We start from the raw sequence: 23,058 nt of genomic DNA, 5'->3' as shown, positions 1-23,058 counted from the left end.
GATGCGCCCCATCAGAGCGGCCGGCCTCGGCACGGCCACGCTGGTCACCCTCCTCGCCTGCACCCCCGTCGCGGCCGCCGCGACGGACACCGGTTCCGCCCAGGCCAGGGATAAGGCCCGGATCATCACACTCCTGGCCGAGGTGCAGCAGCTGAACCGCTTCCCCGTCACCCCTGGCAGCGTCTCGCAGGGCGATCAAGTCGTCGTCCGCTCGGACCTCTTCGACGAGGAGCACAACAAGGTCGGCGAGACCCACGGCACCTGCACCACCACCCGGGGCGGCGCCGATGAAGCGGAGCAGTGCGTCGTGACCTACACCCTCCCTGGCGGCCAGCTCACCGTGCAGGGAATGTACTTCAACTACCTCGACCAGGGTCCCTTCGACAACGCGATCACTGGCGGCACCGGGGAGTACAAGAAGGCTCGCGGCTGGGTCCACTCCGACACGATCGCCACGAACCCCAAGGTCGTGCGGCGCTTCACGATCCACCTCGTCTGACGGACCCGGACGTCACATAACCCCGGAATCCGGTCTTCTCCCCTGGCGTCGCACCATGGGAGACGGTCGTACGAAGGGAAGTGCGGGTCAAGGGGACGTCCAGGGCGGCTCACCCTTCAGATCGTCAAACGCACCGACGACATGAGCGGGTTCGTGGTGCTTCCACGCAGGTGGGTGGTGGAGAGGACGCTGAGCTGGCTGATGCGCTCGCGGCGCCTTGCCCGGGACTACGAGACCCGGCCCGAAAGCAGCGAAGCCGCCGTCCTGTGGTCGATGACCATGCTCATGGGACGCCGCCTCGCCCGCCACCGGAGCCGAAACGTCACCCGGCAGCCCGCCTCGGCGTGAACACCCCGGGCCGCTCCTCGGCCAGCCAGCCCCGCTCCACCAGCCGCTTCCCCTTCGACCGCACCCCCTCGACCTTCGCCGGCACCGCTTCCAGGCCCAGCCGCCCGGCCAACTCCCGCGCCCGCAGCCCGGACCCCGCCCGCCTCCGCCTCCAGCACGCCCCCCAGCCGCTGGTAGTCCGGCGCGAGCACCTCCAACGTCAGGCCCACCCGCCAGTGCGGAACCACCGCCCCGCCACCGGGGCCTCGGCAACGGCCGTTGCCGACTCCGGCGGGTGGTCGGCCTCCGGCTCAGGCCCGGACAGGGCCTCGGCCAGCTCCACGCGGGCGATGGCCCGCCGCTCCAGCACCGCCTCCGCCTTCGCAAGCTCGGCCAGCACCCGCTCCGCCTCCTCGCGGAGCTCTTCGACCCGAACTTGCGCGCCGTCTCGCGCGCTTCCAATAACGACTTGGTCCGCGATTGAGGTTTGGACGTGCTGGCCTGGGGGGTCGGCTGGTGGTTGATCAGCAGGCGGCCTGCCGGGCGAGCACGAGCTCGGTGCTCGGCCTGCGGCGGGTCGGTCGGCGAGCCGAACGGTCCGAAACCAATGAAGCGATCGCCTGGTGGTCGCGGCGTACTCCTCGCGTGGGCCGACGTAGCGCCGGAGCGGGCACCACTGCCGCAACTCGGCGTTGGCGTGCTCGACGCAATCCGCTGCGAGGACTGCCGTCGGCGCATCTCCCGCCAGGCATACTGCTCGCCGAGCGGCGCGTCGCCCTTCGGCTTCTTCGGGATGGGTCAAGGCCGCACGGGCCCACTGCTTGGCCACACTGGAAGAACCCGTGCAGCCACTGCCACGTCACGGCTGCCCGCCGGTGATCAATGGGTGTGGCTCTTCAGCTGGAATCGTCCGAGCTGGGAACTTCCCTGCAGAAGGGCAAACGCAGCCAGCGAAGCATCGGCCCGAGCATCAGGGCCTCAGCAGTCCGCCCACCCACCAGTCGTGTGGCTTGCCATCGTTGGCGATGCTGCGATTGCGCAGTGTCCCTTCGACGGTGAAGCCGAGTTTCTCGGCGACGGCACGCGAGCGGGTGTTCCCGGCCATGGCCCACCACTCGATGCGGTGCACGTCGAGCGTGGCCCATCCCCAGTCGCACAGGGCCCGAGCGGCCTCAACCGAGTACCCGCGTCCGCGCTGATCTCTGACCGCCCAGTAACCGAGCTCCCAGACGCCGCGGCTGATGAGGGTCAGGCAGTACGAGCCGACCAGGGCGCCGGTGTCCTTGCGGAACGCGCCGAGGGTGTAGTCCTTGTCCTCGGACCACTGGGCGGGCAGCTCCTCGCCGACGAGCTTCTCCGCGTCCGCACGACGGTACGGCACCGGCACCGGGGTGTAGAACTGGATGTCTTCGTCCTGGCAGGCTTCGTACACCGCATCCACGTCGGCAGGTGTGAAGGCCCGCAGCAGCAGACGGTCGGTCTCGAGAGTCACTGGATCCATCGCGGCAGTATGACCACCATCAACAAGCGGCGACCAGCGAATATCCCGACCGAGCACCGCCACCACAACACCCCGGGCTGGTCAACGCTCGTCGCAACACCCCAGATCAGCTGCCCCCGAGACGGAGCTACACCCACCATCAATCGCGGACCGAGCCGTTAGGAGTCCCGGCTGTCGGCGGAACCGTGCTGGGCCTGGGCCCAGACATCGCCGGCGCTGGCCGCCGCGTCCAGGTCGCCGCCTTCCTTCCCGAGAACGGCCAGCTCGACCTGCGCCCGACTCGCCCGCCTACGGCACCCAGCTTCGTCTGATCAGCAGGCGTCGGCCGAACGGCCACCAGATGCGGCGCGTGCGAGCTGGCGGCGGGCTCGTGGGTTGGGACGGAACCGTGGCTCTCGAACGCGCGGGTCGCATCCGTGGGCGACCAGAGCGTCGGCGTAGCCGTGGCTCTGGTTTTGCTCTGAGGTGACGGGGAGAGGGTTGGGCGCTGTGCTGTCAGGTGACACTGCTGGCAGATGCAGCGAGTCGAACGGGGGGCTGATATGCGGTGGGTGTTCCGGCGGTTCGCAAGGGGCTCGGACGAGATGCGGGATCTGGATGTGTACGACATCGCGTTCCTGGCGGGCGGGGCGATGCGGGTGGCGGACAGCGCGATCGTCGCGCTGAACAGGCGCGGCCTGCTCGTGGTGCATGCCCTGCAGGTGCGCACGGTGGAGGGAGAGTTACCCGGGCATCCGGTCGAGCGTCGTGTGCTCGCGTTCTGCGGGCGCACCAGGAGCGTCGACCAGGTACGCGCCGACCTGCACCGCTCCATAGAGATCTACGAGATCGGCCGTCGGCTGGCCGCGTGGGGCCTGGTGGAGGGCGCGAACCGCCGGGTGACAAGAAGCGGCAGACGCCACCTGGAGGCAGCCGGGCGCGACGCGAGCATCCCGGAGTACGTCCTGCGCGGGGCCGCCAGCCTCCTGGACGCGCCCCCGCAACGCCCGGCCGGCCACACACCAGCGGCTGCGCCTCGTCCTCGCCCGACGCCGCCAAGGCGCAGGGGTCAGAGCTCGACGACGGGGCGCAAGTTCCCGCGTCTGGATGTCGACTCCGGCGATTGAGGTCGCACGGGCCAGGCGTCTGCGCGCAGACCACCACCGTGCCCGAAATCCTGGAAGCCGCCCGCTACAGGTGGGTCAGGTCCTTCATGCGCAGCTCGTACCTCACGGTCGTAAGCGCATTCGAGCTGGTGCCGCCCGGAGAGGTGGCCCGGCGGCGCCGACGCCCGCGCAGTCCTCGCGGGGAGCGCTCCGGTCACAGCTGGCATTCCGGCGCGTGGTCATCGAGGGCGGAGGCTGAATGCATCCGTGTGGCCGTTGTCCAGGTACGCGGGGTGCCGTTCTCGTGGGCCTGGACTGGCGGCGGCGAGCCGGGTCTCTATCCGGCTGGGCAGGAGCGTGGGGCCCTGTCGATGGGTACAAAGGCAATGCTGTCGAGCTCGTTGTCGTGCGGGCGGAGCGCGGCGGCGTGCGTGTCGTCGAGGGTGCCGGCGTCGAAGACGAAGGCGATCTGGTCGTCCCAGGGGCCGTGGGGCGGTACCCAGTCGACGACGAGGAGCCCGTGAGGGTTGCGTCCAGGCCAGTTCCTCGCGTAGTTCGCGGGTAAGGGCGGCCTCGGGAGCCTCATTGGCCTCGGCCATTCCGCCGGGCAGGTCCCAGCCGGGTTTGTAGGTGGGCTTGACCAGGAGGACGTGGCCGGCCCGGCTGCGGATCAGTGCGTCCGCCGTCGCCGTTCAGCCGCACGGGCAGGGGCGATGCCGAGCGGACCAGGAGTGACCATCAGGAACTGCCTCGGCCGGCCGGCCAGCCTGCACATAGTCCTGGTACGCGTCGCCGGCCATGCCCTGGTTCGCCCATCGCTCGCGTGTGGCTCGGCTGCCTGACCTCACGTCCCTCACACCGCCACACCTCCATGACCTGGGCAGACACGAAGCAGGTGTGGCTCCAGACGAGCCCGCGCTGCCCGCTGGTTTGCTCGACTACCGGGTCAGTCCAGCTTTCGCAAGGACTTCATCGAGAGTCAGCGTCCTGGCCAGGTCGTGGATCCAGGCCTCAGGCGGTGCTGCGAAGACGTCGCCCAAAGCGGCCATGAGCGCCTCGAATTCATTCCGGAAGTGCCTGTATACGGCGTCGAGGCTGGCCCACTGCTCGATGATCACGAAGGTATTCGGCGCTTCGAGATCTTCGGCGACCTGATAGCCCTCGCAGCCCTCCTCAGCACGGGTCCGAGCCGCGTTGCCGCGAATCACCTCGAGCCAGTGCTCACGCTGCTCCGGCTTGATCGATGCTCTGACAACTTGGAGAACCACGCACTGCTCCTTACCTCGCCCGGCGCCGCGTCTTCCGGGGTCGCTCAGTTTTGGTGGCCTGCCCAGTAGACCGCCCCGGGTAACCGACCACCTCTCGTTGTACGCCGCTCGTGTCAGGCGCTGTGGCAGTCGGCCCCTTTCGACTACGGCCCGGCCCCCAACCAACCTCACAGGGCAGTACACCTAGACATCGCGAAGACAGGACACAGACCGCTCCATGCAGACCAGCGCTGCGAAGTGCCAACTATCGCGAGCAGCCAGAGAGCAGCCTCGGGCCGACGCTCGGACAGCCGGGAGGGTTGTACCGCAGGGTGGCTGGACAGTTGTCTGGACGGTTGCATTAGGCGGGGGACCGGAGGTGGGACCCCCCGAATCCGGTGATCTTCTGTTCGTGCAGGTCAGTGGCCGTGGGCAAGACCCTTTCGGAAAACGACACCTCTAATTCGTTAGTCATCAGAGGTTGTGGATCTCTGAGGGGCTCGGGGTGGGGTTGTCCAGCCCAGGGCAGGACGTGTGTGGCCCGGTCGGTGCCGTGGTGACCCCTACGACACCTCCGACCGTGCGAGGTCTTTGTAAAGACTGGTGGCGCTGGGCGTCGGCCGGTCCTCGCACGTTCTGTCCCCGCGGGCCCGTCTGGTTCGGGATCCTCGATGGATGAGCTGCCGCACGGTGACGCGTTTCTCCTCACGAGCTCCGAGCTCTGGACACGTCGCTGCGGTGCAGCGTGAGCTGGCCGAGCGCGCTGCCCGGCAGTCTCCTTCGGGAACCGCCCCGTCGTTGACGACGTTGCATCGTGCGATCCGGCGTGATCTGAGTGTGGGGGAGCGTGCGGGGCTTGCTGGTGGTGAGCGTCGGGCCTGTGCGTCTGGTGTTTGCGGACGTGTGCTGGTTGCGGGGGTACCAGACGCTCGGCGCAGGAGGTGTGCGCGGCTTGTCGGCGCCGGGCTGCGGGCAGGTCTGCGGTGGGCCCGTGTGAGCGATGCGGGCGCCGGCGCACCCTCGATGCTTCGACCCGGCGGTGCCGTCCGTGTTCCGATCCGGCGAGGACGGAGCCGCCTGTGGCCTGTGCGGGATGCGGTGTGCTGTCGCAGTGGGCGCGGGGTATGTGTAAGCGCTGTTATGAGCGCTCGCCTCACACAGTGGCTCTGTTCACGAAAAGGGGCTCTGGTCCACTTCCTGTGGTCGCGTACGTAGCGTGACCGTTGATCGTCGTGTGACGGCGCTGAAGGTCGCCCGAAATCGCCCCGACTGAGTTTGGGTGCGTCGACAGTGCTGCCTCGTGAACGAGGTACTGCCGCAGCTGGAAGAGCTGCTGTTCTGGTCTGTGGAGAACGTATCGGTGGAGTCGGTCGAGGTGGCTGACACGGTTGTCCGGGTGGCGGCCCGGACCACGGCCAGGCGGGCGGCCTGTCCGGGCTGCGGGTGCTGGTCCGGGCGAATACACGGCTCTTACCTGCGTTTTCCCCGTGACCTGCCGACAGCAGGCAAGATCGTCGTGGTGTCATTACGGGTGGCCGGTTCGTCTGCGGGGAGGACTCCTGCCCACGCAAGACGTTTGCCGAGCAGGTGGCTGGCCTCACGCGTCGGTTCGGTCGGCGGACGGAGCGGCTCCGATCGACGCTGGTCTCGGTCGGTCTCGCGCTCGCAGGACGGGTCGGCGCCCGAATGGCAGATGTCTTCGGTGCTCCGGTCAGCCGGAACGCATTGCTGAGGCTGATCACCTCGCTGCCCGATCCGCCCACCCCCACCCCCACGCCCCGCTCGTCGTCGGCGTGGACGAATACGCTCAGCGCAAGGGCCGGATCTACGGAACGGTGTTGGTCGACGTCGAGACACGGCCGGTGGACCTGCTGCCGAACCGTGAGGCGGACACCCCCGCGGCCTGGCTGCCCGAGCGGCCCGGGATCGAGATCATCTGCCGGGACCGTGCCGTCTTCTACGCCGAAGGCGCCACCCGCGGCGCCCCGCAAGCTCTTCAGGTCGCCGACAGGTGGCACCTCTGGCACAACCTCGGCGAAGCGGCCGCGAAGTGCGTCTACCGGCACCGCGCCTGCCTGCGACCGGCACTGGCGTCGCTGGCGGAACCACAGCCAGCGCCGGAGCCACCCACCTCGTCGCCGTGGCCGACAGGGCACCGATTCGCTGAGCGGACCCGCGCCAAGCACGCCGCCGTCCACGCGCTCCTGGCCGCCGGCCACAGCAAGCGGTGCATCGCCCGGCAGCTCGGCATGGGCCTCAACACCGTCCTCCGCTTCTCCCGCGCCACCGAGCCGGAGCAGCTGTTCACCGGCCAGTGGCAAAGCCGCCCCACCAAGCTCGATGCCTTCAAGCCCTACCTCGACCAGCGATGGCAGGAAGGCTGCACCAACGCCTGGAAACTGTGGGAGGAGATCAAGGCACAGGGCTACGCGGACGGCTACGGCAACGTGCGCGCCAACGCCAGCCGGAACCTACGCGGCAAACCCCAGCCGGTCGGCCCCCGGACGCCATCCGCCCGCGCCGTCACCCGCTGGATCCTCACGCACCCCGACGCCCTGGCCGAGAGCGACCGGCTCCAGCTCAAGAACGTACTGTCGGGCTGCCCCGAACTGGACGCGCTCGCCGAGCACGTCCGCTCCTTCGCCCACATGCTCACCCAGCTGCAAGGCCACCAACTGCCGGCATGGATCGAAGCCGCGACCACCGCCGACCTGCCCAGCCTCCAGCGATTCGCCCGGCACCTGGAACGTGACCTCGACGCCGTCACCGCCGGACTCACACAGCCGTGGAACTCCGGAGTCGTCGAAGGCCACGTCAACCGCATCAAGATGCTCAAGCGCCAGATGTTCGGCCGCGCAGGCTTCGAACTACTCCGCAAGCGCGTCCTGCTCTACACGTGACACCCCGGCACAAATCTGGCTCGTCAACGCAATAGCCTCAGCCTGTGACCCGCACCTGCAGACAGACTGAGCAGCCTCGCCCCGCCGAGCTCCCTCCCTTTCAGACACTGCTGGACAGCACAGACTGGGCGTCGCTCGCCACAGCCTGCGGCACGGGTGAATCCCTGCCGGCGGCGCTGACACTCCTGACCAGCTCGGACCCAGCCATCAGGGAGTCCGCTCTCCAGGATGCGCTGGGACCCGTAACTCACCAGAACAGCATCTACGAGGCCACCGTGCCCGTGGCGCTCTTCGTCGCGGCAATCCTCAACCACCCGGCCATCACGGCAGGCGACTACAGCCACGACGCCACGACACCCCCGACCCGCCCGACCCTCGTGCAGCTCCTCGACTGGCTCGGCGACACCGCCTACGACGCCGACGACGAGTGCGTTGCCATAGACGAACGTCTCTACGGTGAGGGATGTCTCGATGAGTACGCGGAGATGCAGGCGTTTAGGGACGCACGGCCGGCGATCTTCTCCGCTGTTCAAGCCCTCCTCGGCCATGACAACGCGGACGTGCGCCACGCCGCTCTGATCGCTGCCATTCCGCTCATAGAGCACCCCCTCCTCACCCAGCACCAGGCAGATCTGGCCGGCCACGCCCGACGTCTACTGGCCACCAGCACTGACCGGCACCATCGCGACCGCGTCCTGGACGCGCTGAAGGCATGGGGTCACGACACCAGCGGATTGGAGAACGCGTCCGACATCGCAGCCCGCGAGCACTATGCCCGCCTCAGAGCTGCACGCGCTTCTTGGGACGGCAACTGGTTGGGCGGCGGCTACAGCGAAGACCCGCCGTTCTGACGCAAGGCCAAAACGCTCCGAATCATCCACTGCTCACCCCGAGTGGCCGCACCACAAGAAGTGGACCAGAGCCGAGATCGGACAGTAGTTGTTCAGCACTTCCGACAGCATCCTGGCGGGCCACTGATTCGAACGTCCGGCTTCGCGCTATCGGGGAATGATCGTGGTGAGAGGCCCGCGCGCACGATGTAGTTGGTGTCGAGGGAGCGGGACGCCGCCGGGTTCGGGTCAGCCCAACGGCTGGGCCGTGAGCGCCGTGCCTGTCCGGGTGCGCAGGTGAACAGCCGTACGGCCCGTGCGGGAGGTCGTCACCAGCCCGGCGCCGCGCAGCGCGCCGAGGTGCTGGGAGACTGCGCCGGGCGTGACGCCCAGGCGGGCGGCGAGGTCGGGGGTGCTCAGCGGTTCACCGAGTTCGGCGAGCAGGGCGGCGCGGGTGCGGCCGAGGACGGCGGCGAGGCCGGCGGAGCTCGGCCGGGGCTGCTCCCAGAGCAGCCCGACACCGGAGGCCGGGTAGCGGATGGAGGCGGCAGCGCGGGGAGAGAAGTCGACGATGACGTCGGGCCAGCCGAAGACGGACGGCATCAGCACCAGCCCGTGCCCGCCTGCCTCGACCGTCCACACCGCGCCCGGGCGGCGACGCCCGTGCACGACCAACTCGCCCTCCCGCCACACCACATCGGCGTGCAGCTGCGCGAAGAGCCCCTCCACCCCAGCGTCCACCAGCGCCACCGCCCGCCGAGCCAGGTCCGCCTCCAGCACCGCCCGCATCCGCCCCCAGTGAGGGGCCACCAGCCGGACGTGGCAGCGCGTCAGCGCATCGGCAACTCGTTCCAACAGCACTGCCGGCCCCGGCAGTTTCCCGGCCCGGGCACCCAGCGCGGCAGCGCACTCCGCCGTGACGTACGCCGGGTTCGCCGCCCGCAGGTCCGCCAGCTCGGTGTCGAACGCCGGCAGGCGCTCCTGCGGCACCGGGAACAGGAACGACGGCAGGCAGCCTTCGAGTAGCGTCCGCAGCAACGGCAACTCCGACTCCGCTGCCAGCACCGGCTGCGCCTCGCGTACCCACGGCCGGTGCACCTCGTGCCCGCCGACGCCGAGCGCTGCCCGTACCCCGAGCACCGTCTCGGCCAGCGGCGACACCGCGAGCCGCACCCGCGCCACCTCGGCCGCCGAGAGCCGGATCTCCACCGCCACGCCCGCCCACCCTCTGATCGTTTAGCTGTGGCTGAACGATAGCCGGACCCGGCCACCACCCCACAGGCTGTCCGCCATGGAGTTCATGACCTCGTACGACGGAACCACACTCGCCTTCCGCACCCTCGGCGACGGCCCGCCGCTGCTCTGCCTCCCCGGCGGCCCCGGCCGCGCCGCCGAATACCTCGGCGACCTCGGCGGCCTGTCCGCCCACCGCACCCTGATCCTGCCCGACACCCGCGGCACCGGCGCCTCCGCGACGCCCGCCGACCTGGCCACCTACCGGGTCGACCGTCTGGTGGCCGACGTCGAGGCGCTGCGCCGCCACCTCGGCATGGACCGCGTCGACCTGCTCGGCCACTCCGCCGGCGGCAGCCTGGCCATGCTCTACGCCGCCGCCCACCCCGACCGAATGGCCAGCCTGACTCTGATCGCCCCCTCCTACGCCGCCGTCGGGCTGCCCTCCGACACGGGCGTGGAGAAGGTGATCGCCTCCCGCGCGGCGGAGCCCTGGCACACCGAGGCCGTGACGGCGCACCGGCACATGATGACCGCGAACACCTTTGCCGAGGCCGCGCCGTACCGCTTCGCCTTCGAGCCGCTGATGTACGGACGCTGGGACGACGCCGCCCGCGCCCACGCCGCCGCCGACCCCGCCCAGCGGGCGCTCCCCGTCAGCGAGCACTACTACAAGGACTACACGCCCGACACCGAGGAACTCCGGCGTCGCCTCGGCGCCCTGCCCTGCCCGGTGCTGCTCCTCGTGGGCGAGGTGGACCTGTGGCCCACCGCCGAGTCCGCCGCCGACGCCGCGTCACTCTTCCCCGAGGTGAGGCTCGCCGTCCAACCGGGCGCCGGCCACTACCCGTGGCTGGACGACCCACAGGCGTTCACGGCAGCGGTAGAGGGTTTCCTCTCCAGGGTCAGCTGACAGCACGCTCCGAGCAGCGTGCCGCCACCCGCCACCACCGCCCTTCGAACAGCGACAGTCTGGGGTGCTGTCGGAAGTGCTGAACAACTGCTGTCCGATCTCGGCTCTGGCACACATTCCGTAAGGGCAGTGGTCAGGAGAGCGAGGGATCGGTGTCGTCCCATTTCCATCCGGTTTGAGGGAACTGATCCAGCAGTGCGGAGAGGGACGCTGACTGGTGGATGGCCGATGACCAGTCTTCAGCGGAGACGTCGAGTGTCACCAGAGGCGGGGTGTCCTGGCGGAAGTCGTAGGCGAGCAGCTCGCGGCTTCCGTCTCCGCCGATGACGACGGCGCCGGGGAAGCGCTTCTGGAATTCACCGGCCTCGTTGATGCCGATGAGTTCGTCCAGTGCGTCGATCACCAGCAAGTCGTCAGCGGGAGGAACGAACTGAGCTCTTTCAGCGTTGCCGCTCCAGGGTGAGGACGGCCGCGGAGATTGACGACATTCGATGCCGCTCTCGACCGGTGCCCGTGCTGTGGACAGTGCTCGGTTGACGGTCTGCTGGGTCGGCGTGAGGTCACGGTTCGGCGGGCGTCTGAGGGGTGTCGTCACCCACGGGCCGGCTCCCATTTGGGCGCGGTCGGCGAGGATGGGAACGCCCTGGCGTTCGCAGATCCGGTGATCCGCTGGGCGCGGCCGGCGGTCAGGTCGTGCGCGCGGCCCGGCAGTACTGGCGAGATCCACAACAATCGTCCGGCTGGGTCGGCCCCGACGGCGCCGAGTGGAGCAAGAACACGCTCGGCCCCGGCAAGATCACCGTCATCGCGGGCGGAACCAACCCCGCGGACATCACCGAGTTCCAGTGGTCCCTCAACCACCCGGTCTACGACAAGAAGGCCGTCCCCGCCGCCGGGTCGGACACGGTGACCGTCGACGTCAATCCGGACAACGCCGGACCCAACCTCTTCTACGTCCGCGTCGTCAACAAAGCCGGCAACCCCTCCAACCCCGTCACCTACACCTTCTACGTCCGCCCCCCGCCCCGGCCTCGACGGCCCCGGCGACACCACCGGCGACGGCAAGGCCGACCTCCTCGCCATCGACGGGGCCGGTGACCTCCGCGTCTACCCAGCCGACGCGATCGGCGACGTGGACGCCTGGATGCCGGCGGCCACCGACAACGGCAAGCCCGTACCGGCTGGCTACTGGAAGGACGCCAGCGGCAAGTCCGCCCTGATCGCGCACTCCCACGACTGGTACCCCGGCGACGGCGTCACCGACCTGATCGCCCGCATGCCCGACGGCAAGCTCTACGTCTACCAGGGCGACGGCAACGGCCGCTTCGACATCAGCCGCCGCACCGAGGTCCTGCTTCCGGCGGGCGCGCGCCTGACCCGGCCACGTTCTCCCAGATCGTCGTCGTCCCCGACATGAACGGGGACAGGATGGAGGACATCTTCGCCACCGCCGGGGACACCTTCTGGATCCTCACCGGCTACAGCGGCGCCACCATCACCGAGGCCCGCCAGCTCTCCGCCACCAGCTGGACCAAGCGCGACATCATCGACGTCCGCGACATCACCGGCGACGGAGTACCCGACCTCCTCTTCCGCGACGACACCACCCCCGACCGCGGCCTCGCCCTGCGCCGAGGCAAGCCCGGCACAGGCGGCGGCGCCGACTTCAACTCCCTCGCCCTCGCCGTCAACTCCGCCGACGGCAAGGACCTCACCTACGCCACCACCGGCTGGGACAGCGCCACCTGGCCCCTCCTGCGCGGCACACCCGACGTCAACAACGACCAGATCCCCGACTTCTACGCCACCCGCAACGACGGCACCCTCCACCTCATCAACGGAGGCAGGACCACCGCCACCACCAGCTGGCGCGTCGAGGAAGACGACTGGGGCACAGCCCGCGCCATCGGCTGATCCAGCCCCCGCTCCACCAACGAGTGCCCGGCCGGAACGTCCGGCCGGGCACTTATCGCCCGTCCAAAACTCCGTACGATCACCCACATCGCCCAAGAGGTGCAGCATGAGTTTGGCCTTCTTCCTCCTGACCCTCGGTACTGTCAGCCTCGTCGCGGGCACCGCACTTGCTCTCAACATCCGCGATATCGCCGCCGCGGCGGCACGCTACGCGGAGGCCAACGCCGAGCGGGCCATGCACGCCCGGGGAGACCTCGGCCCGCCCAAGCGAGTCATATCGAAGCAGGTCTACCGGTACCTGGGAGCCGTGATGGCCCTCGCAGGGCTGGTCCTCACACTCGGCGGCCTGCTGGAACTCGCCTTCTGATGCCCCACTCGGTACCTCCGCCGGACCCGGCCCGCTCCGGGGCAGGCTTGCCCTGGGGCAGGCCGGATCGGCGGAGGAGGGCTTCGAGATGGTGCTGCGGCCGCCGGTGGAGCCGATGCTGGCGCAGGCAGGTGGAGTTCACCCTGCTCCCGAGGCGGGGGGAGTCGGGCCTGACTGCGAGGTCACCGCACCCTGCTGCTGTCCACCGGCCCGTTCGCGAGCGCTTTGACTTCCGGTCCACGGCCGCGGGCAGGCCGGCCCTGTTGCCGCCGGCCGCGGCGCGCCTGGGCCGCCTGAACGCCTGCGGACTGCGCTGGCTGGTCGCCGATACCGAACGCCTCGCGCGCTGCCGGCCGCTGCCCGTGGCGGCCGAACTTTTGGCGGCCAAGCGTTGCGGCGTGTTCGGGATCGGTTGGGGCCGGTAGTCGCGGGTAAGCCCAAGGGGAACCTGGGCAGGCCGTGCTCGGACGGCGGCTTGCCGCCACCTGCGACGCGCGCTGGGGTGGGTATGCCGGGCTGGACGTTGCGGCCGGGACCTGTGAGGGAGGCGTGATGCGCAGTTTCGAGACGGGCCGGACGGTCGTGCGGCGCGATGTGCACCGGACGGGCCGGGTGTGGAGTGAGCACGCGCTGCGGGTCATTGCCGACACGAGCGAGGCCCTGGTGGCCGCGTGCGTGCCGGGAGCGGAGACCCGCTGGCCGGCCCTGTACGTCAAGGCCCGTACCGAGGGCGACCGGTCGGTGCGGACGGAGGCGTTCGAGGCGATGGGGACCGGCGTGTGGGGGCTCGCGGCCGCGGTGAACGCAGACGCCGGGCGGGCTGGGGATCATCGGTAGCGCGGGCTGCAAGGATGCGGCGCAGTGCCGCGCACGCCGTGCTCGTCGAGGCGAGTGCTGGGGAGTCCGCGCGGTTCCTCGGGGCGACGGGGCACCGGCAGCTGTTCCATGTCTGTCTGCCGCTGGCCCGGCTGGTGCTGCTGCTGGTCCGCCTTGATGCTGGTGGTGTGGACGGCCTCGGGTGCGGAGGCGGCTGCTGGACCGTCGTGGTGGTCCGCGTGGTCGTCGTTGAACGAGTAGTCACCGGCGGCTAGGTAGCGGAAGGCGTGGTAACCGTGCTTGGCCAGGGTCCCGCCCGGACCGGCATCAGCCCGGCCGTCGCCCGCTAGGACACCGGCGCCGCCTACTCCCGGCCACCGACTCGCCGGCGTGTGTGTACGGGCGGGCGGGCACGGACCGGTCGGGTCAGTCGAACCCCTCGGCGACCAGCTCGGTCGACCGGACGGTGATGCGGTGACGTCGGCCCGAGCCGCCGACGACGCGGCTGGAACTCTCGGTGACGAGGCTGTCGCCGTCCAGCCGGTAGCGGAAGCCGCCGTACATGCCGGGAACGGGGAAGTACATCTGAGGATCGGCGAGTTCGGTCAGGACGGCCAGCGTCGGCAGCCTCAGGCGGTGCTGGTCCGCGAGGCCGTGACTGTCCGCACGGATCAGCGCGTGCAGCCGGCCTTCCAGCGCGTTCAGCGTCGGGGACGGCACGGGGTGGTGCACCACGGGCTGGAGCAGGCCCGACACCTCCTTGTGACCGCGGGCCTGGGCGATGTCCAGGGCTCGCTCCCCCGCCGCGGTCGGCAGGGTACGCCAGGCCCCGCAGCCGACGAGCACGGCGGCAGCGGCCTCTGCCCCGTGCCAGGCCGCCTGGTGCAGCGGGGTGAACCTGCTGGGGCCGCCCACCCTGGTCGCGTTGACCCAGTCGGGGTTCTGCGCCAGCTGCTCGAACACCTGCGGCCAGTCGCCGCCGCGGGCCGCGTCGGCCAGCAGGTCCCGCCGGGCCAGGACGTCCTCGGGGTACAAGTCGCGGCTGGTGACGCCGTCCCACCGCATGCGCTCTGTATTCGACATACCCCGATCCTAAGGAGGGCTGCACAACTGCGCGATGTCCACCTACGCCGCCCCTGCGGGCTCCCCATGCCGGACCGGCAAGGGCGCGGGTGACGGCGGCAGGGTGGTTGGCTGTCTGCAGGTGACCTACATCCCGGGGCTGGGCAAGGGCGGGGCCGAGCGAGCCCTGATCGAGGCGGTGCGGGTCCGTGCGGACCGTCGAGGCGACGGGCTCGGACGGATCTTGATGGAGCGCACGATCGAGCGGGCCCGCACGCCTGGCTGCGCGCTTGTCCAGCTGACGAGCAACAAGCGGCGCGAGGATGCGCACCGCTTTTATGGCGGGCTGGGCTTCGCGCGCAGTCACGATGGGTTCAAGCTCGCTCTTTAGCGCCCGGCGCCTCTTCGGCTACCTCCACCTCAGCGGGAACCCGAGTTCCCCGACGTCCACCCGGACCGGGTGGCTGCCCTTGCGCGCCGCCGGGATCTGCCGGTCCTCCTCGACCGGCACGTGCCCCTCGGCCCGGACCAGGCCGCGCGCCGGCTCGGTGTCCGCCACGTCGACTTCGACCAGGTCGTGCGCCTGGGCTGGGTCGCCCCGGTGGGTTCGGTGGAGATCGGCTACAAGCGGCAGGGCGGCGTCACCATGGTCCCGCTGTACTCCGCCGAGTCCGTCGCGCTGCTCCCGTTGGTGCGGCCCTTGGTGGATTGGCGGGCGGTGTACGCCGCCCCTGCGGGCGCCCGCTCTCCGCTTGCCGCGCTGGATGCGAGTCCGGTGTGGGAGCGGGTGCTGTTGGCCGAGGTCGCATGTGGCTTTGTTCATGAGAACGGGGTTCTGGCACAGATCTTGGGGAGCGATCGCGGAGAGTCATCGCGGTGTTCGAGGATGCGGGTGTCCTGTCTCATCCAATCGAGGCGTCTACTCAGCGAACCCAGTCGCTTGGCTGGCGCGGCCCATCATCTAGCCGTCCGGATGTTCGCGGCGCAGGTGCTCAGAGCGCGACAGGAAGATGTCCAGAGCCTCGTGGATCGAGCAGCCGAGGTGGTCTCGGAACAGCTTGATGCCCTTGATGGTCATGCCACTGAGGATCTCCTCGTCCGCGAAGGAGAGCGTGCCGGCCGTCCAGGGGGCGGACGCGGGATCTCCACCGGGCCGGTCGACGTCGGTCAGGGTGATGAGCAGGCGGCCGTCCGCGAGCGCCACCGCCACGTCCATGCCGCGGGCCGCCTTCTCCGCGAAGGCGACGGGTGCAGTGTGGTCCAGGAGGAAGACGAAGTGCTGGGCTATACGCTGCCGCCACTCATCGAGCTCGCCGTCGCCGTCCAGGCGCAGGTTGGAGTTCCAGGCTGCCTGGGCGAGAACCGATACGAACAGGCCTAGGAAGTCCGACTTCAGCAGGTCGTCCGCGTGCTCGATCAGAATCGCGAGGTTCTGGTTCCCGTGGCCGGGACCGTGCCAGTCGTGGAGGCGGTCCACGAGGGCGTCCCAGTTGTGGCCGAAGTAGCCGAGGAACGACAGCTCCCGGGCAAAGGTGCGGAAGACGGACGCCGGATCCCGCATTTCCCGGCCGTCCAGCCGCAGGACCAGACCGTTTCGCTGCACGAGCGCGGCCGTTTCCGACGCCAGCCATGGGTCGGCCGGGGAGGTGAACACGACCCATGGGGAGCGGTGTTCCGTCAGGGTGGGCTTGGCCATCATGGGTGAGATCCTTGCACGGCATTTGTTCGGAGCCCGAGCGATTAATGGAGGGGAGATCGTGCTCAACGAGCGCCGTCCGCCCAGGTCAGGAGGCAGTCGATGACCATCTTCAATGAAAACGGCCAGCGGGAGGGTTGAGCTTCGGCGCCGTCCTTGTAATGCGGGGTTACTGCAGCAGGATCATCTTGCGGAGCAGGTGGAAGCCGGCTCGGCCGTAGAGCTGCCTTTTGATCTTCTTGATGCGGTTGACGGCGCCCTCGATGCTGCCGGAGTTCCAGTGGAGGGTGAGTCCGGCTGTCACGGCGTCGAGGTCCCGGAGCAGGTGAAGTGCGAAGCTGGTGAGCCCGGGCAACTGGCTGCCATCGACTGCGTCGATCCAGGCAGGGAGCGTGCTACCGAGACGGCCGCTGACTATCTCGCCGAAATCCCGGCCGTGTCCGGCGGCCGTGTCCCGTTTAGGGCAGCGGGCCAGGACATGCTTCAGGTCGGCCCGGTCTTCCTCGGTCAGGGCGGTGGGGTGGCGGGTGAGCCAGCCGGTCACCTGCCGCACCGTCGGCGGCCGCGGCGGCGCGCCAGCCGGAGCCCCGCGGAGGGTGGCGATGTAGGGGCGGACCATCTGGTAGGTGACGGGCGCGTTGCCGGCAACGAGTTCACTGTGGAGGTGGGTGACGCTGGTGCATCCCTCGGCGAAGCGGCGCTCCAGGTAGGGCTTGTAGGGGTCCAGTCTGCTGGGCCGGGTTCGGTTCTCGCGGAAGGTGTCCTGCCAGCGTGCGGTGGTTCGCATACCTGAGCACGGTATTGAAGCCCCAGCCAGGTGGCGGGCAGTCGCCCGGCGTGAGTGACCCTGGGCAAGAAGCTCGTGGACCAGGGCATGTGCTGCCTTCTTCCGATCGGCCCGCCGGCCGACGGGCTCCACATCATCCTGCGGCCGACCGGAACCCAGGACGGCCTCCGGCAGCATGCTGCTGGTCGAAGGATTGCGCAGGCAGTCGCGATGGGCGGCGACGCAGGTCTCCACGGCCCGGCCGAGGCCCTGCCACAGATGGAACCGGTCAGCAACCTGCAGAGCGTCGAGGGCACCGCGGCGTGCACCCTCGGCGTAAGCGCCCGCCCGGTCCCGGCAGATGACCTCCACGCCGGGGTGGCGGATCAGCCAGGCGGCCAGCGGCCCGGCTTCACGCGTGGGAAGCACGTCGACCACGCGATGGTCTTCGACGCTGGTCAAAACAGTGGAGTAGGTCTGGCCGCGACGGATCGCGAAGTCGTCCACGCCAAGCACCCGCGGAGTACTGAACCGTGGATCGGGCAATGCCATGACCCTGCGAAACAAGGTCATCCGTCCCGCTCCGAACCCCAGCTGGGCAGCCAGCCGAGCGCCGGCCCGCCCGGCCAGCGCAAGCCCCACTCGCTCCAGGGCGTGGTTGAGTCGAGCTGTGAACCGTGCGTGTGGAGCGGCCAGTTGGGAGAACGGCTCGGCGAACGTCCGGCGCGGGCAATCCACCGACCCGCAGATGAAGCGCCGGACAGTCAGCCGGATGACAAAGCCCTGCTCAGCGAGCGGAAGGTCCTTCAGCCTGCGCAGGTACCGGTCGTGGACTCGGTCCGAGAAGCGGCCGCAGTCCGGACATGCAGAGCCAGCCGCGCGGCCTCTCGCCACCACCTCGACTGTGCCGAACGCAGCCGTAACCGCCTCAACACCCACATCGTCGATCCCGGCGAACACCAGTGAGCCCCAGAACGGTGCATCGGTCTGCACGACCAGCACCATCACTGTCCACGGCCGACCACGGCATCGACCCGTGGGGACCTGAGGGAACGTTACTTGCGACGGTCAGACGACAAGTCGTACGCGGTCTCACGCGAACCGTCCCCTCGCAATCGAACATCGAGGTGACTCTCCGCGACGACTCCGCAAGATCTGTGCCAGAACCGAGAACGGACGGCAGATGTTCACGGCTTCGGGAGGCACCTCTGTCCGGTGCTGTTCGATTACGGCAGCAGCAATCGAGCTTCAACCTCCACGGGGCGCCGCGCCGGCCGCTGCCCTCCCTCCGTGCCCTCGAACGCGGTTGCGGAAGCCAGGTGAGATCCTGCACGTGTGAACCATCTCGGCGACGAACGCCTGCGCAGCTGGACAATGCGCTTTATGACCCTCCTGGCAGCCGACACCCAGGATCAACTTGCCTGGCTGGGCAAGCGTGAGGAGGACACGGAGGGCTTCGTTGAAGAGGTAGAGCTACTCTGCCGCGTCTCAGAAGGACTCGCGGAGCGCGGAGTCTTCGGGCCCGAGGATCTGCACAACCTTCGGGCCATCGGCCGTCGCCTCGGCGAGATCGATGCCGGCGGCCGCGTCGGCCTCTGGGACAACGCCCTGGCCACAGATCCCGTGTGGGACGACATACGTTCTCTCGCCCGCCAGTTTCTCCTCACGAGACTGGGCGACTGGCGCCAGCCACTGCCACCTCCCGTCCGCCCGCACACGGGTGACCGCTGAGCCGCCCAGGCCGCCTGCGCGACTCTGAAGCAGTCGGCGCCGCACACACGGGATCGCGGGACGTCGCGGCTACGCTCGGATGGGTGTCGGCAGGTAGGCCGCCGCACACTGCCTGCCATGCCTAGGCAGTCGACTCTCGGGTCGAAACTCAAGCATCATTCGAATCCTCAGTGTGCTTCGGTGCCTCCCGAAGTCGTGAACATCCGTCGTCCGTTCTCGGCTCTGGCCCAACTTCTGTGGACCTGGCGTGATGCAGCAGGTCCTGCGCTGGACGACGTGCAGGTCGGCTGCGGTGCCGACGGGATTTGAACCCGCGGACAGATGGGAGCAGGTCCGCCCCGTCTCCGTCAGTCGCCGTGGGAGGGACCTCGCCCACGTCGATCGCAATGGGCCGCTCTGCCACGGCACCGCAACCTGCGGAAATGCGCGCACTCCCGCTCCGACTGAGGGTAGAGACATCGTTCTCTGAGGACGAATCCTTATCTGGGACGCCGAAAACCGCCGCCACGGGTCCACAGAAGTTGTGCCAGAGCCCCGTTCTCATGAACAAAGCCACGCATGCATGGCCCGGGTGGGCCGGGCCGCGGTGCAGAACTGGCGCTGCAGGTACGCCGACTTCCCCGCCCCGGCCGGGGGCGCGGAGGTGCACCCGCTGTTCGAGCGGGCGGCGGTGGTGGTGGCGTGGCTGCTTGCCCACGACAAGATCGGGGTGCCCATCGGGATGCCGTCGGCGTCGCTGACCGTGGTCGGTGCCGGGCGCCGTACGGCCCGGCTCCGGCTCGACGGCCCGCACCTGGTTCTGTCCGAGGACGCCGAGGGAGAGGACGAGCTGTCCGGCTGGTCCACTGACGAGGACGCCGACGAGCCGGCCGCCCTGACGGCGGGCGAGTTCGGGGCGACGGTGCGCCGGCTGACCGTGCCGGGGACGGTGCCGTTGGTGCTGGGACGGGTGCGGGTGGTTGAGCGGTTCCGGTCGGGGTCGGGTGGCCTGCGGGGCACGGCCGCGCGGCAGGGTGGAGTGGCCCACCACGCGGTCCTGCTCGCGGGTGCGGGGGAGGGCTGCGAGTGCGTACGCCATGCCTGTGGGGGCGTCACCGCCGGTGCCCGGACCATGGCCCGGCCGACGGTCGGGCGAGCGAGGACCACATTGAGGGCGGGATCCACTGCACGGGCCGCGCCCGCCGCATGCGCGCCCCTGCACGTTTCTGAGCTCAGGCTCGGGGTCCCTGAAGCGTGCTGGGTTCCGGGCCGCTACTGGGCCCGCCTTCGGGGCGTTGTGCGGGGTATGGGACGGATGAAGCCGGGTACGCGTCGGGCGAGGCTGGGGTGCGGGCGGTGCGGTGCGCGGGCGCCGAGGGATTGGACGTCGGCGGAGGCTGTGGACTGGAGCGGGCGTTACGAGGGCGGTCGCCTGGTGCTCATCGTGTGTCCGCCGTGCCACCCCGTGGTGGAGACCGGCGAGGCGGAACTCAGTGCGGCCGAGGTGACGGTCGGGAAGGCGGCCGGCGGGCGGTTCGCCGCCGACCCTGTCGTCTGCCTGACCGGTACGCGGGCCGCACCCGGCATGGTGCTGTACGGGCGTGACCACCTTCACCGCGTCCTGCTCGGCGGGCCGGTCGACGGCCTCGGCGTCGTGGAGCAGCTGCCTGTGGGCACGCGATGCGTGCCCACGGTCGGCGACGTGATGATCTACCCGCCCAAGGCCTGCGCCTAGTCCGCAACCGGCCTCCGACGGGCCGGGCAGATCTTGACGCTCGCATTGCGCGAGCGCAGCGAGAGTTTCCGGTAAGCGCGGACAGACGTGATCTCAAACTCCTGCGAGGGATAGCGCCCGACCTCTTGGCTCGACTTTCCACGGCTGCGCGGACCTGTGAGGGGCGCGGTACTCCCGTTTTGATCCCGTCAGGCCCGCACGGCCGACGGGGACGGCGTTGGCGCGACGCCGTCCCCGGAGCCCCGTGGTGCGGAAGGTTTCGTTCGGGCCGCCGGCCGGGGCCGGGTTCGCTTCGTGCACGCAGATTGCCCGCAACCGGGACCGTACACAGCATCTGGGCTCTCGCCTCGTCCCCGGCGGTCGGTTCGGTGTCGAGGACCTGGTAGGCCCGATCAGTTCTTTTTGGGTCCAGTCTCACTTACGGGGGTGCCTCTGAAGATGATGAACTGGCCGTTATTCCGGATCGTCGCGACGCACGTGTCGTTTCCTGACGGTGCCGCTGTGTTTGTGTGTCATGCGGCGGTGCCATCCTTGGTATACAGCACACAGTTTCCGTCACCCTGCATGATCAGGCCCTTGACGTCGTACCGCTGCTCTTTCGTGTTCTGCCACCGGCATTCTCCGCCCCAGTAGATGGCAACTTTCCCGTCAGTTTGGCACTTGAACTCGACGCTCTCCTTCGGAGAAGAGGGAGTTGCCGACCATCAGCCATTCCCTATTTCCGAGCGTATTGCTGGTGGTGTTTGTCATGATCGGTCCTCATTTCTTCGGTGGGTGGGTCGTCCGTCTAGGAGTCCCGCCGACTGTGGGAGTCGGCTGGCTCAGGTTCCTCGCTCGCACAGAGGTTCCGTTTGCATGAGTCGTAGCTGCCTGGGGGGATCCCTGGTTCGCCGCCGCTCAGGCGTTCACCCAGGAGGGTGTGGAAGTTCACCGCAAAAACGATCACTCGTCCCTGGGATTGACGGTTACAGCTCGTATCCGGGAGGTGAAGGGCGCGCGCCAGGGGTGCGATCTCTCGGTTTGGTGACAGCGGTGTGAGAGACAGTGGGCTCTGGTGTGTTGACGCTGGTCGGGGGCTATTTCGGGGTGTGTGGTTGCTGTCATGGACGCGAGAGATCGGGGTCTATCCACTGTCGTTGAGTGAGAGACGCCCAGGCCGCGTACTGACGTGAAAGCGAGAGATCGCACCGGGGTCGGGGGCGGGCAGGGGGAGGTGGAGGGGGTCGCGCATGCCGGTGACGTGCAGGGCGAGGCCGCCTGGGTCGGGCTCCACGGCCACGAGCCGGTCGGCTCGGATCCGCGCCGCCGGCGCATCGCTGCCCTGCTCAAGGTGACCGTCGTACCGGCCGCAGGTCGGCCGAGGCGGGGACAGTCAGATCCGGCATTCCGCCCGGATGCGGGACCTCACCCCGCCCGGCTGGCTCTCCGCTTCCGGATCACGGCCCCGACCTGCCCGGACACGGAACCGGCGCGGCCGCCCTTTCGGCCTGTAGGAGGCGGTGGCGCGGGTCGGCCGTGCCGCGGAGGAAACCGCTCGCCACCGGCCGGCGTCCCCCAGTGGCCGGCCTTCCTCGGGCGGGTACGCCGCCCTCGCCAAACGGCGCCGCACATCCAGCCGATGCCGCCGTCCTCGTCCAGGGGGCGACCGCCCGGCCCGCCCGGTCCATCGGCCGGATCTGCGGTGGCGGAGCCGAGCCGCCCGCCGTCACACCGCCGGGGCCCCGTACACGCCCGCCCGCCCCGCCGCCGCGGCACCGGCGGCGGCCCGGCGGGGGAGGGCCGGGTCCGGGGCCCCCCGCAGGAGCAGCAGCTCGTGGTAGAGCGGGGCGGTCGCCGCGACGAGCAGCGCGCGGGCGTCGGCCGGGCCCGGCAGTTCGCCCCGCCCGGTGGCGCGCGTGACGACCACCGCGCAGCGTGCGTAGCGGTCCTCCCAGAAACGGGCGAGGGCGCCGGCCGCCTCGCCCGAACGGAAGCCCGCGGCGATCAGCGCCGTCGTCAGGCTGGGCCCGCCGCCTGCCAGGGCCTCGTAGACCTCCTGGTTGAGCGCGGTGAGGTCGCCTTCCAGTGATCCGGTGTCGGGCGGGCTCCACGTGTCGTCGGCCGCGGCGTCGAGTACGTCGGCCAGCAGTCCGCCGACGTCGCGCCAGCGCCGGTAGATGGTGGTGCGGTGTACGCCGGCCCGCTCGGCGACCGCGTCGATCGTCAGCCCGTCGTACCCGGCAGCCATCAGCAACTCGCCCACGGCCGCCAGTACCTGGGCCCGGACCCGGGCGCTGCGGCCTCCCGTCCGGCGCCGCGGTGTGGCCGAATCTGGATGGTCTTCATGGCCGGAACTCTCGCTTGTGTGCTCAGCAGGATCCATGGAACGATCTTAAAGCAACATTCGTCGCTATAAGGAGTCTCCGATGATCCTCACCCGCCCCTCCCGCCACCACGCCGTCCTCCTTCCCGCCCCCG

Annotated in this window: 26 protein-coding genes, 1 tRNA gene and 3 pseudogenes; 16 read left to right on the top strand and 14 right to left on the bottom strand. The window is 69.6% G+C overall.

Annotation, left to right across the window (positions count from 1 at the left end; genetic code table 11):
• The first annotated feature begins 1 nt into the window (after nucleotide 1).
• A complete protein-coding gene (locus ACZ518_RS05635) occupies nucleotides 2-499 on the top strand; it encodes an allene oxide cyclase barrel-like domain-containing protein (protein WP_469111726.1) in 498 nt (165 codons plus the stop codon).
• A 27-nt stretch (nucleotides 500-526) separates the two neighbouring features.
• Entirely contained in the window at nucleotides 527-847 is a 321-nt protein-coding gene (locus tag ACZ518_RS05630; RefSeq protein ID WP_469112326.1) for a transposase, read from the top strand.
• 199 nt (nucleotides 848-1,046) lie between these two features.
• On the opposite strand, the gene ACZ518_RS05625 is transcribed toward ACZ518_RS05630, so the two are convergent.
• Together ACZ518_RS05625 and ACZ518_RS05620 are read right to left on the bottom strand one after the other, a co-directional pair.
• The gene (locus ACZ518_RS05625; protein WP_469111725.1) at nucleotides 1,047-1,226 is read right to left on the bottom strand and encodes a hypothetical protein; all 180 of its coding nucleotides are present in this window, start codon (nucleotides 1,224-1,226) and stop codon (nucleotides 1,047-1,049) included.
• A 570-nt stretch (nucleotides 1,227-1,796) separates the two neighbouring features.
• Entirely contained in the window at nucleotides 1,797-2,327 is a 531-nt protein-coding gene (locus ACZ518_RS05620) for a GNAT family N-acetyltransferase (RefSeq protein ID WP_469111724.1), read from the bottom strand.
• A 515-nt stretch (nucleotides 2,328-2,842) separates the two neighbouring features.
• On the opposite strand from ACZ518_RS05620, the gene ACZ518_RS05615 reads away from it, so the two are divergent.
• Nucleotides 2,843-3,433: a TIGR04222 domain-containing membrane protein gene (locus ACZ518_RS05615; protein ID WP_469111723.1), complete on the top strand. Its 591-nt coding sequence runs from the start codon at nucleotides 2,843-2,845 to the stop codon at nucleotides 3,431-3,433.
• A gap of 316 nt (nucleotides 3,434-3,749) precedes the next feature.
• Here the strand turns inward: ACZ518_RS05615 and ACZ518_RS05610 are convergent, their stop codons facing one another.
• The 3 genes and pseudogenes from ACZ518_RS05610 to ACZ518_RS05600 form a co-directional block, all read right to left on the bottom strand.
• A complete protein-coding gene (locus ACZ518_RS05610) occupies nucleotides 3,750-3,998 on the bottom strand; it encodes an NUDIX hydrolase (RefSeq protein ID WP_469111722.1) in 249 nt (82 codons plus the stop codon).
• 4 nt (nucleotides 3,999-4,002) lie between these two features.
• Nucleotides 4,003-4,056 (bottom strand): annotated as a pseudogene (locus ACZ518_RS05605) (NUDIX domain-containing protein); the annotation flags it as partial.
• Nucleotides 4,057-4,350: 294 nt separating this feature from the next.
• Nucleotides 4,351-4,680 (bottom strand): putative quinol monooxygenase, encoded by a 330-nt coding sequence (locus tag ACZ518_RS05600; protein WP_469111721.1) that lies wholly within the window; start codon nucleotides 4,678-4,680, stop codon nucleotides 4,351-4,353.
• 1,258 nt (nucleotides 4,681-5,938) lie between these two features.
• On the opposite strand from ACZ518_RS05600, the gene ACZ518_RS05595 reads away from it, so the two are divergent.
• The 3 genes from ACZ518_RS05595 (at nucleotide 5,939) to ACZ518_RS05585 (ending at nucleotide 8,410) form a co-directional block, all read left to right on the top strand.
• Nucleotides 5,939-6,391 (top strand): transposase family protein, encoded by a 453-nt coding sequence (locus tag ACZ518_RS05595; RefSeq protein WP_469111720.1) that lies wholly within the window; start codon nucleotides 5,939-5,941, stop codon nucleotides 6,389-6,391.
• Nucleotides 6,392-6,452: 61 nt separating this feature from the next.
• Nucleotides 6,453-7,559, top strand: a complete 1,107-nt coding sequence (locus ACZ518_RS05590) for an ISL3 family transposase (protein WP_469111719.1) — start codon at nucleotides 6,453-6,455, stop codon at nucleotides 7,557-7,559.
• A gap of 44 nt (nucleotides 7,560-7,603) precedes the next feature.
• Nucleotides 7,604-8,410, top strand: a complete 807-nt coding sequence (locus tag ACZ518_RS05585) for a hypothetical protein (protein WP_469111718.1) — start codon at nucleotides 7,604-7,606, stop codon at nucleotides 8,408-8,410.
• Between the two features lie 228 nt (nucleotides 8,411-8,638).
• Here ACZ518_RS05585 and ACZ518_RS05580 read toward each other — a convergent pair whose 3' ends face one another.
• The gene (locus ACZ518_RS05580) at nucleotides 8,639-9,604 is read right to left on the bottom strand and encodes a DUF5937 family protein (RefSeq protein ID WP_469111717.1); all 966 of its coding nucleotides are present in this window, start codon (nucleotides 9,602-9,604) and stop codon (nucleotides 8,639-8,641) included.
• 76 nt (nucleotides 9,605-9,680) lie between these two features.
• On the opposite strand from ACZ518_RS05580, the gene ACZ518_RS05575 reads away from it, so the two are divergent.
• Nucleotides 9,681-10,535 carry an alpha/beta fold hydrolase gene (locus tag ACZ518_RS05575; protein WP_469111716.1) on the top strand — a complete coding sequence of 285 codons (855 nt, stop codon included), beginning with the start codon at nucleotides 9,681-9,683 and terminating at the stop codon, nucleotides 10,533-10,535.
• A 133-nt stretch (nucleotides 10,536-10,668) separates the two neighbouring features.
• On the opposite strand, the gene ACZ518_RS05570 is transcribed toward ACZ518_RS05575, so the two are convergent.
• Complete coding sequence (locus ACZ518_RS05570; RefSeq protein WP_469111715.1) at nucleotides 10,669-10,938, bottom strand: hypothetical protein; 270 nt, start codon at nucleotides 10,936-10,938, stop codon at nucleotides 10,669-10,671.
• Between the two features lie 37 nt (nucleotides 10,939-10,975).
• Nucleotides 10,976-11,291: pseudogene (locus ACZ518_RS05565) on the bottom strand (transposase family protein); the annotation flags it as partial.
• On the opposite strand from ACZ518_RS05565, the gene ACZ518_RS05560 reads away from it, so the two are divergent.
• From ACZ518_RS05560 to ACZ518_RS05535, 6 genes are all read left to right on the top strand, one after another.
• Nucleotides 11,229-11,633 carry a hypothetical protein gene (locus ACZ518_RS05560; protein WP_469112358.1) on the top strand — a complete coding sequence of 135 codons (405 nt, stop codon included), beginning with the start codon at nucleotides 11,229-11,231 and terminating at the stop codon, nucleotides 11,631-11,633. The pseudogene ACZ518_RS05565 and the gene ACZ518_RS05560 overlap by 63 nt on opposite strands.
• Before the next feature lie 34 nt (nucleotides 11,634-11,667).
• Nucleotides 11,668-11,952, top strand: a complete 285-nt coding sequence (locus tag ACZ518_RS05555; protein ID WP_469111714.1) for a hypothetical protein — start codon at nucleotides 11,668-11,670, stop codon at nucleotides 11,950-11,952.
• Nucleotides 11,949-12,449: a hypothetical protein gene (locus ACZ518_RS05550; protein WP_469111713.1), complete on the top strand. Its 501-nt coding sequence runs from the start codon at nucleotides 11,949-11,951 to the stop codon at nucleotides 12,447-12,449. Before ACZ518_RS05555 ends, ACZ518_RS05550 begins: the two co-directional genes overlap by 4 nt.
• 106 nt (nucleotides 12,450-12,555) lie before the next feature.
• Nucleotides 12,556-12,816, top strand: a complete 261-nt coding sequence (locus tag ACZ518_RS05545) for a hypothetical protein (protein ID WP_469111712.1) — start codon at nucleotides 12,556-12,558, stop codon at nucleotides 12,814-12,816.
• A gap of 552 nt (nucleotides 12,817-13,368) precedes the next feature.
• Complete coding sequence (locus tag ACZ518_RS05540) at nucleotides 13,369-13,653, top strand: hypothetical protein (protein WP_469111711.1); 285 nt, start codon at nucleotides 13,369-13,371, stop codon at nucleotides 13,651-13,653.
• Nucleotides 13,654-13,667: 14 nt separating this feature from the next.
• Nucleotides 13,668-13,907 carry a hypothetical protein gene (locus ACZ518_RS05535; protein WP_469111710.1) on the top strand — a complete coding sequence of 80 codons (240 nt, stop codon included), beginning with the start codon at nucleotides 13,668-13,670 and terminating at the stop codon, nucleotides 13,905-13,907.
• Nucleotides 13,908-14,058: 151 nt separating this feature from the next.
• On the opposite strand, the gene ACZ518_RS05530 is transcribed toward ACZ518_RS05535, so the two are convergent.
• Nucleotides 14,059-14,715, bottom strand: a complete 657-nt coding sequence (locus ACZ518_RS05530) for an ankyrin repeat domain-containing protein (RefSeq protein ID WP_469111709.1) — start codon at nucleotides 14,713-14,715, stop codon at nucleotides 14,059-14,061.
• 94 nt (nucleotides 14,716-14,809) lie between these two features.
• Here ACZ518_RS05530 and ACZ518_RS05525 point away from each other — a divergent pair.
• Nucleotides 14,810-15,085, top strand: a pseudogene (locus ACZ518_RS05525) (GNAT family N-acetyltransferase); the annotation flags it as partial.
• 18 nt (nucleotides 15,086-15,103) lie between these two features.
• Here ACZ518_RS05525 and ACZ518_RS05520 read toward each other — a convergent pair.
• The 3 genes from ACZ518_RS05520 to ACZ518_RS05510 form a co-directional block, all read right to left on the bottom strand.
• A complete protein-coding gene (locus tag ACZ518_RS05520; protein WP_469111708.1) occupies nucleotides 15,104-15,253 on the bottom strand; it encodes a hypothetical protein in 150 nt (49 codons plus the stop codon).
• A 402-nt stretch (nucleotides 15,254-15,655) separates the two neighbouring features.
• Nucleotides 15,656-16,393, bottom strand: coding sequence for a barstar family protein (locus ACZ518_RS05515; protein ID WP_469111707.1), 738 nt, complete (start codon nucleotides 16,391-16,393; stop codon nucleotides 15,656-15,658).
• Nucleotides 16,394-16,559: 166 nt separating this feature from the next.
• A complete protein-coding gene (locus ACZ518_RS05510) occupies nucleotides 16,560-18,161 on the bottom strand; it encodes an ISL3 family transposase (protein ID WP_469111706.1) in 1,602 nt (533 codons plus the stop codon).
• A 330-nt stretch (nucleotides 18,162-18,491) separates the two neighbouring features.
• Here ACZ518_RS05510 and ACZ518_RS05505 point away from each other — a divergent pair, with 330 nt between their 5' ends.
• Entirely contained in the window at nucleotides 18,492-18,887 is a 396-nt protein-coding gene (locus tag ACZ518_RS05505) for a hypothetical protein (protein WP_469111705.1), read from the top strand.
• A gap of 290 nt (nucleotides 18,888-19,177) precedes the next feature.
• Here the strand turns inward: ACZ518_RS05505 and ACZ518_RS05500 are convergent.
• A tRNA-Gly gene (locus ACZ518_RS05500) sits at nucleotides 19,178-19,296 on the bottom strand.
• 153 nt (nucleotides 19,297-19,449) lie between these two features.
• Between ACZ518_RS05500 and ACZ518_RS05495 the strand changes: the two genes are divergently transcribed.
• Complete coding sequence (locus ACZ518_RS05495; RefSeq protein ID WP_469111704.1) at nucleotides 19,450-20,601, top strand: hypothetical protein; 1,152 nt, start codon at nucleotides 19,450-19,452, stop codon at nucleotides 20,599-20,601.
• 1,705 nt (nucleotides 20,602-22,306) lie between these two features.
• Here the strand turns inward: ACZ518_RS05495 and ACZ518_RS05490 are convergent.
• Nucleotides 22,307-22,963, bottom strand: coding sequence for a TetR/AcrR family transcriptional regulator (locus ACZ518_RS05490; RefSeq protein WP_469111703.1), 657 nt, complete (start codon nucleotides 22,961-22,963; stop codon nucleotides 22,307-22,309).
• Between the last annotated feature and the right edge of the window lie 95 nt (nucleotides 22,964-23,058).

The sequence above is a fragment of the Streptomyces sp. NPDC033966 genome (genome assembly GCF_055575955.1).
The sequence above is the reverse complement of the archived record's forward strand: the minus strand, read 5'-3'. Positions and strand labels throughout refer to the sequence as shown.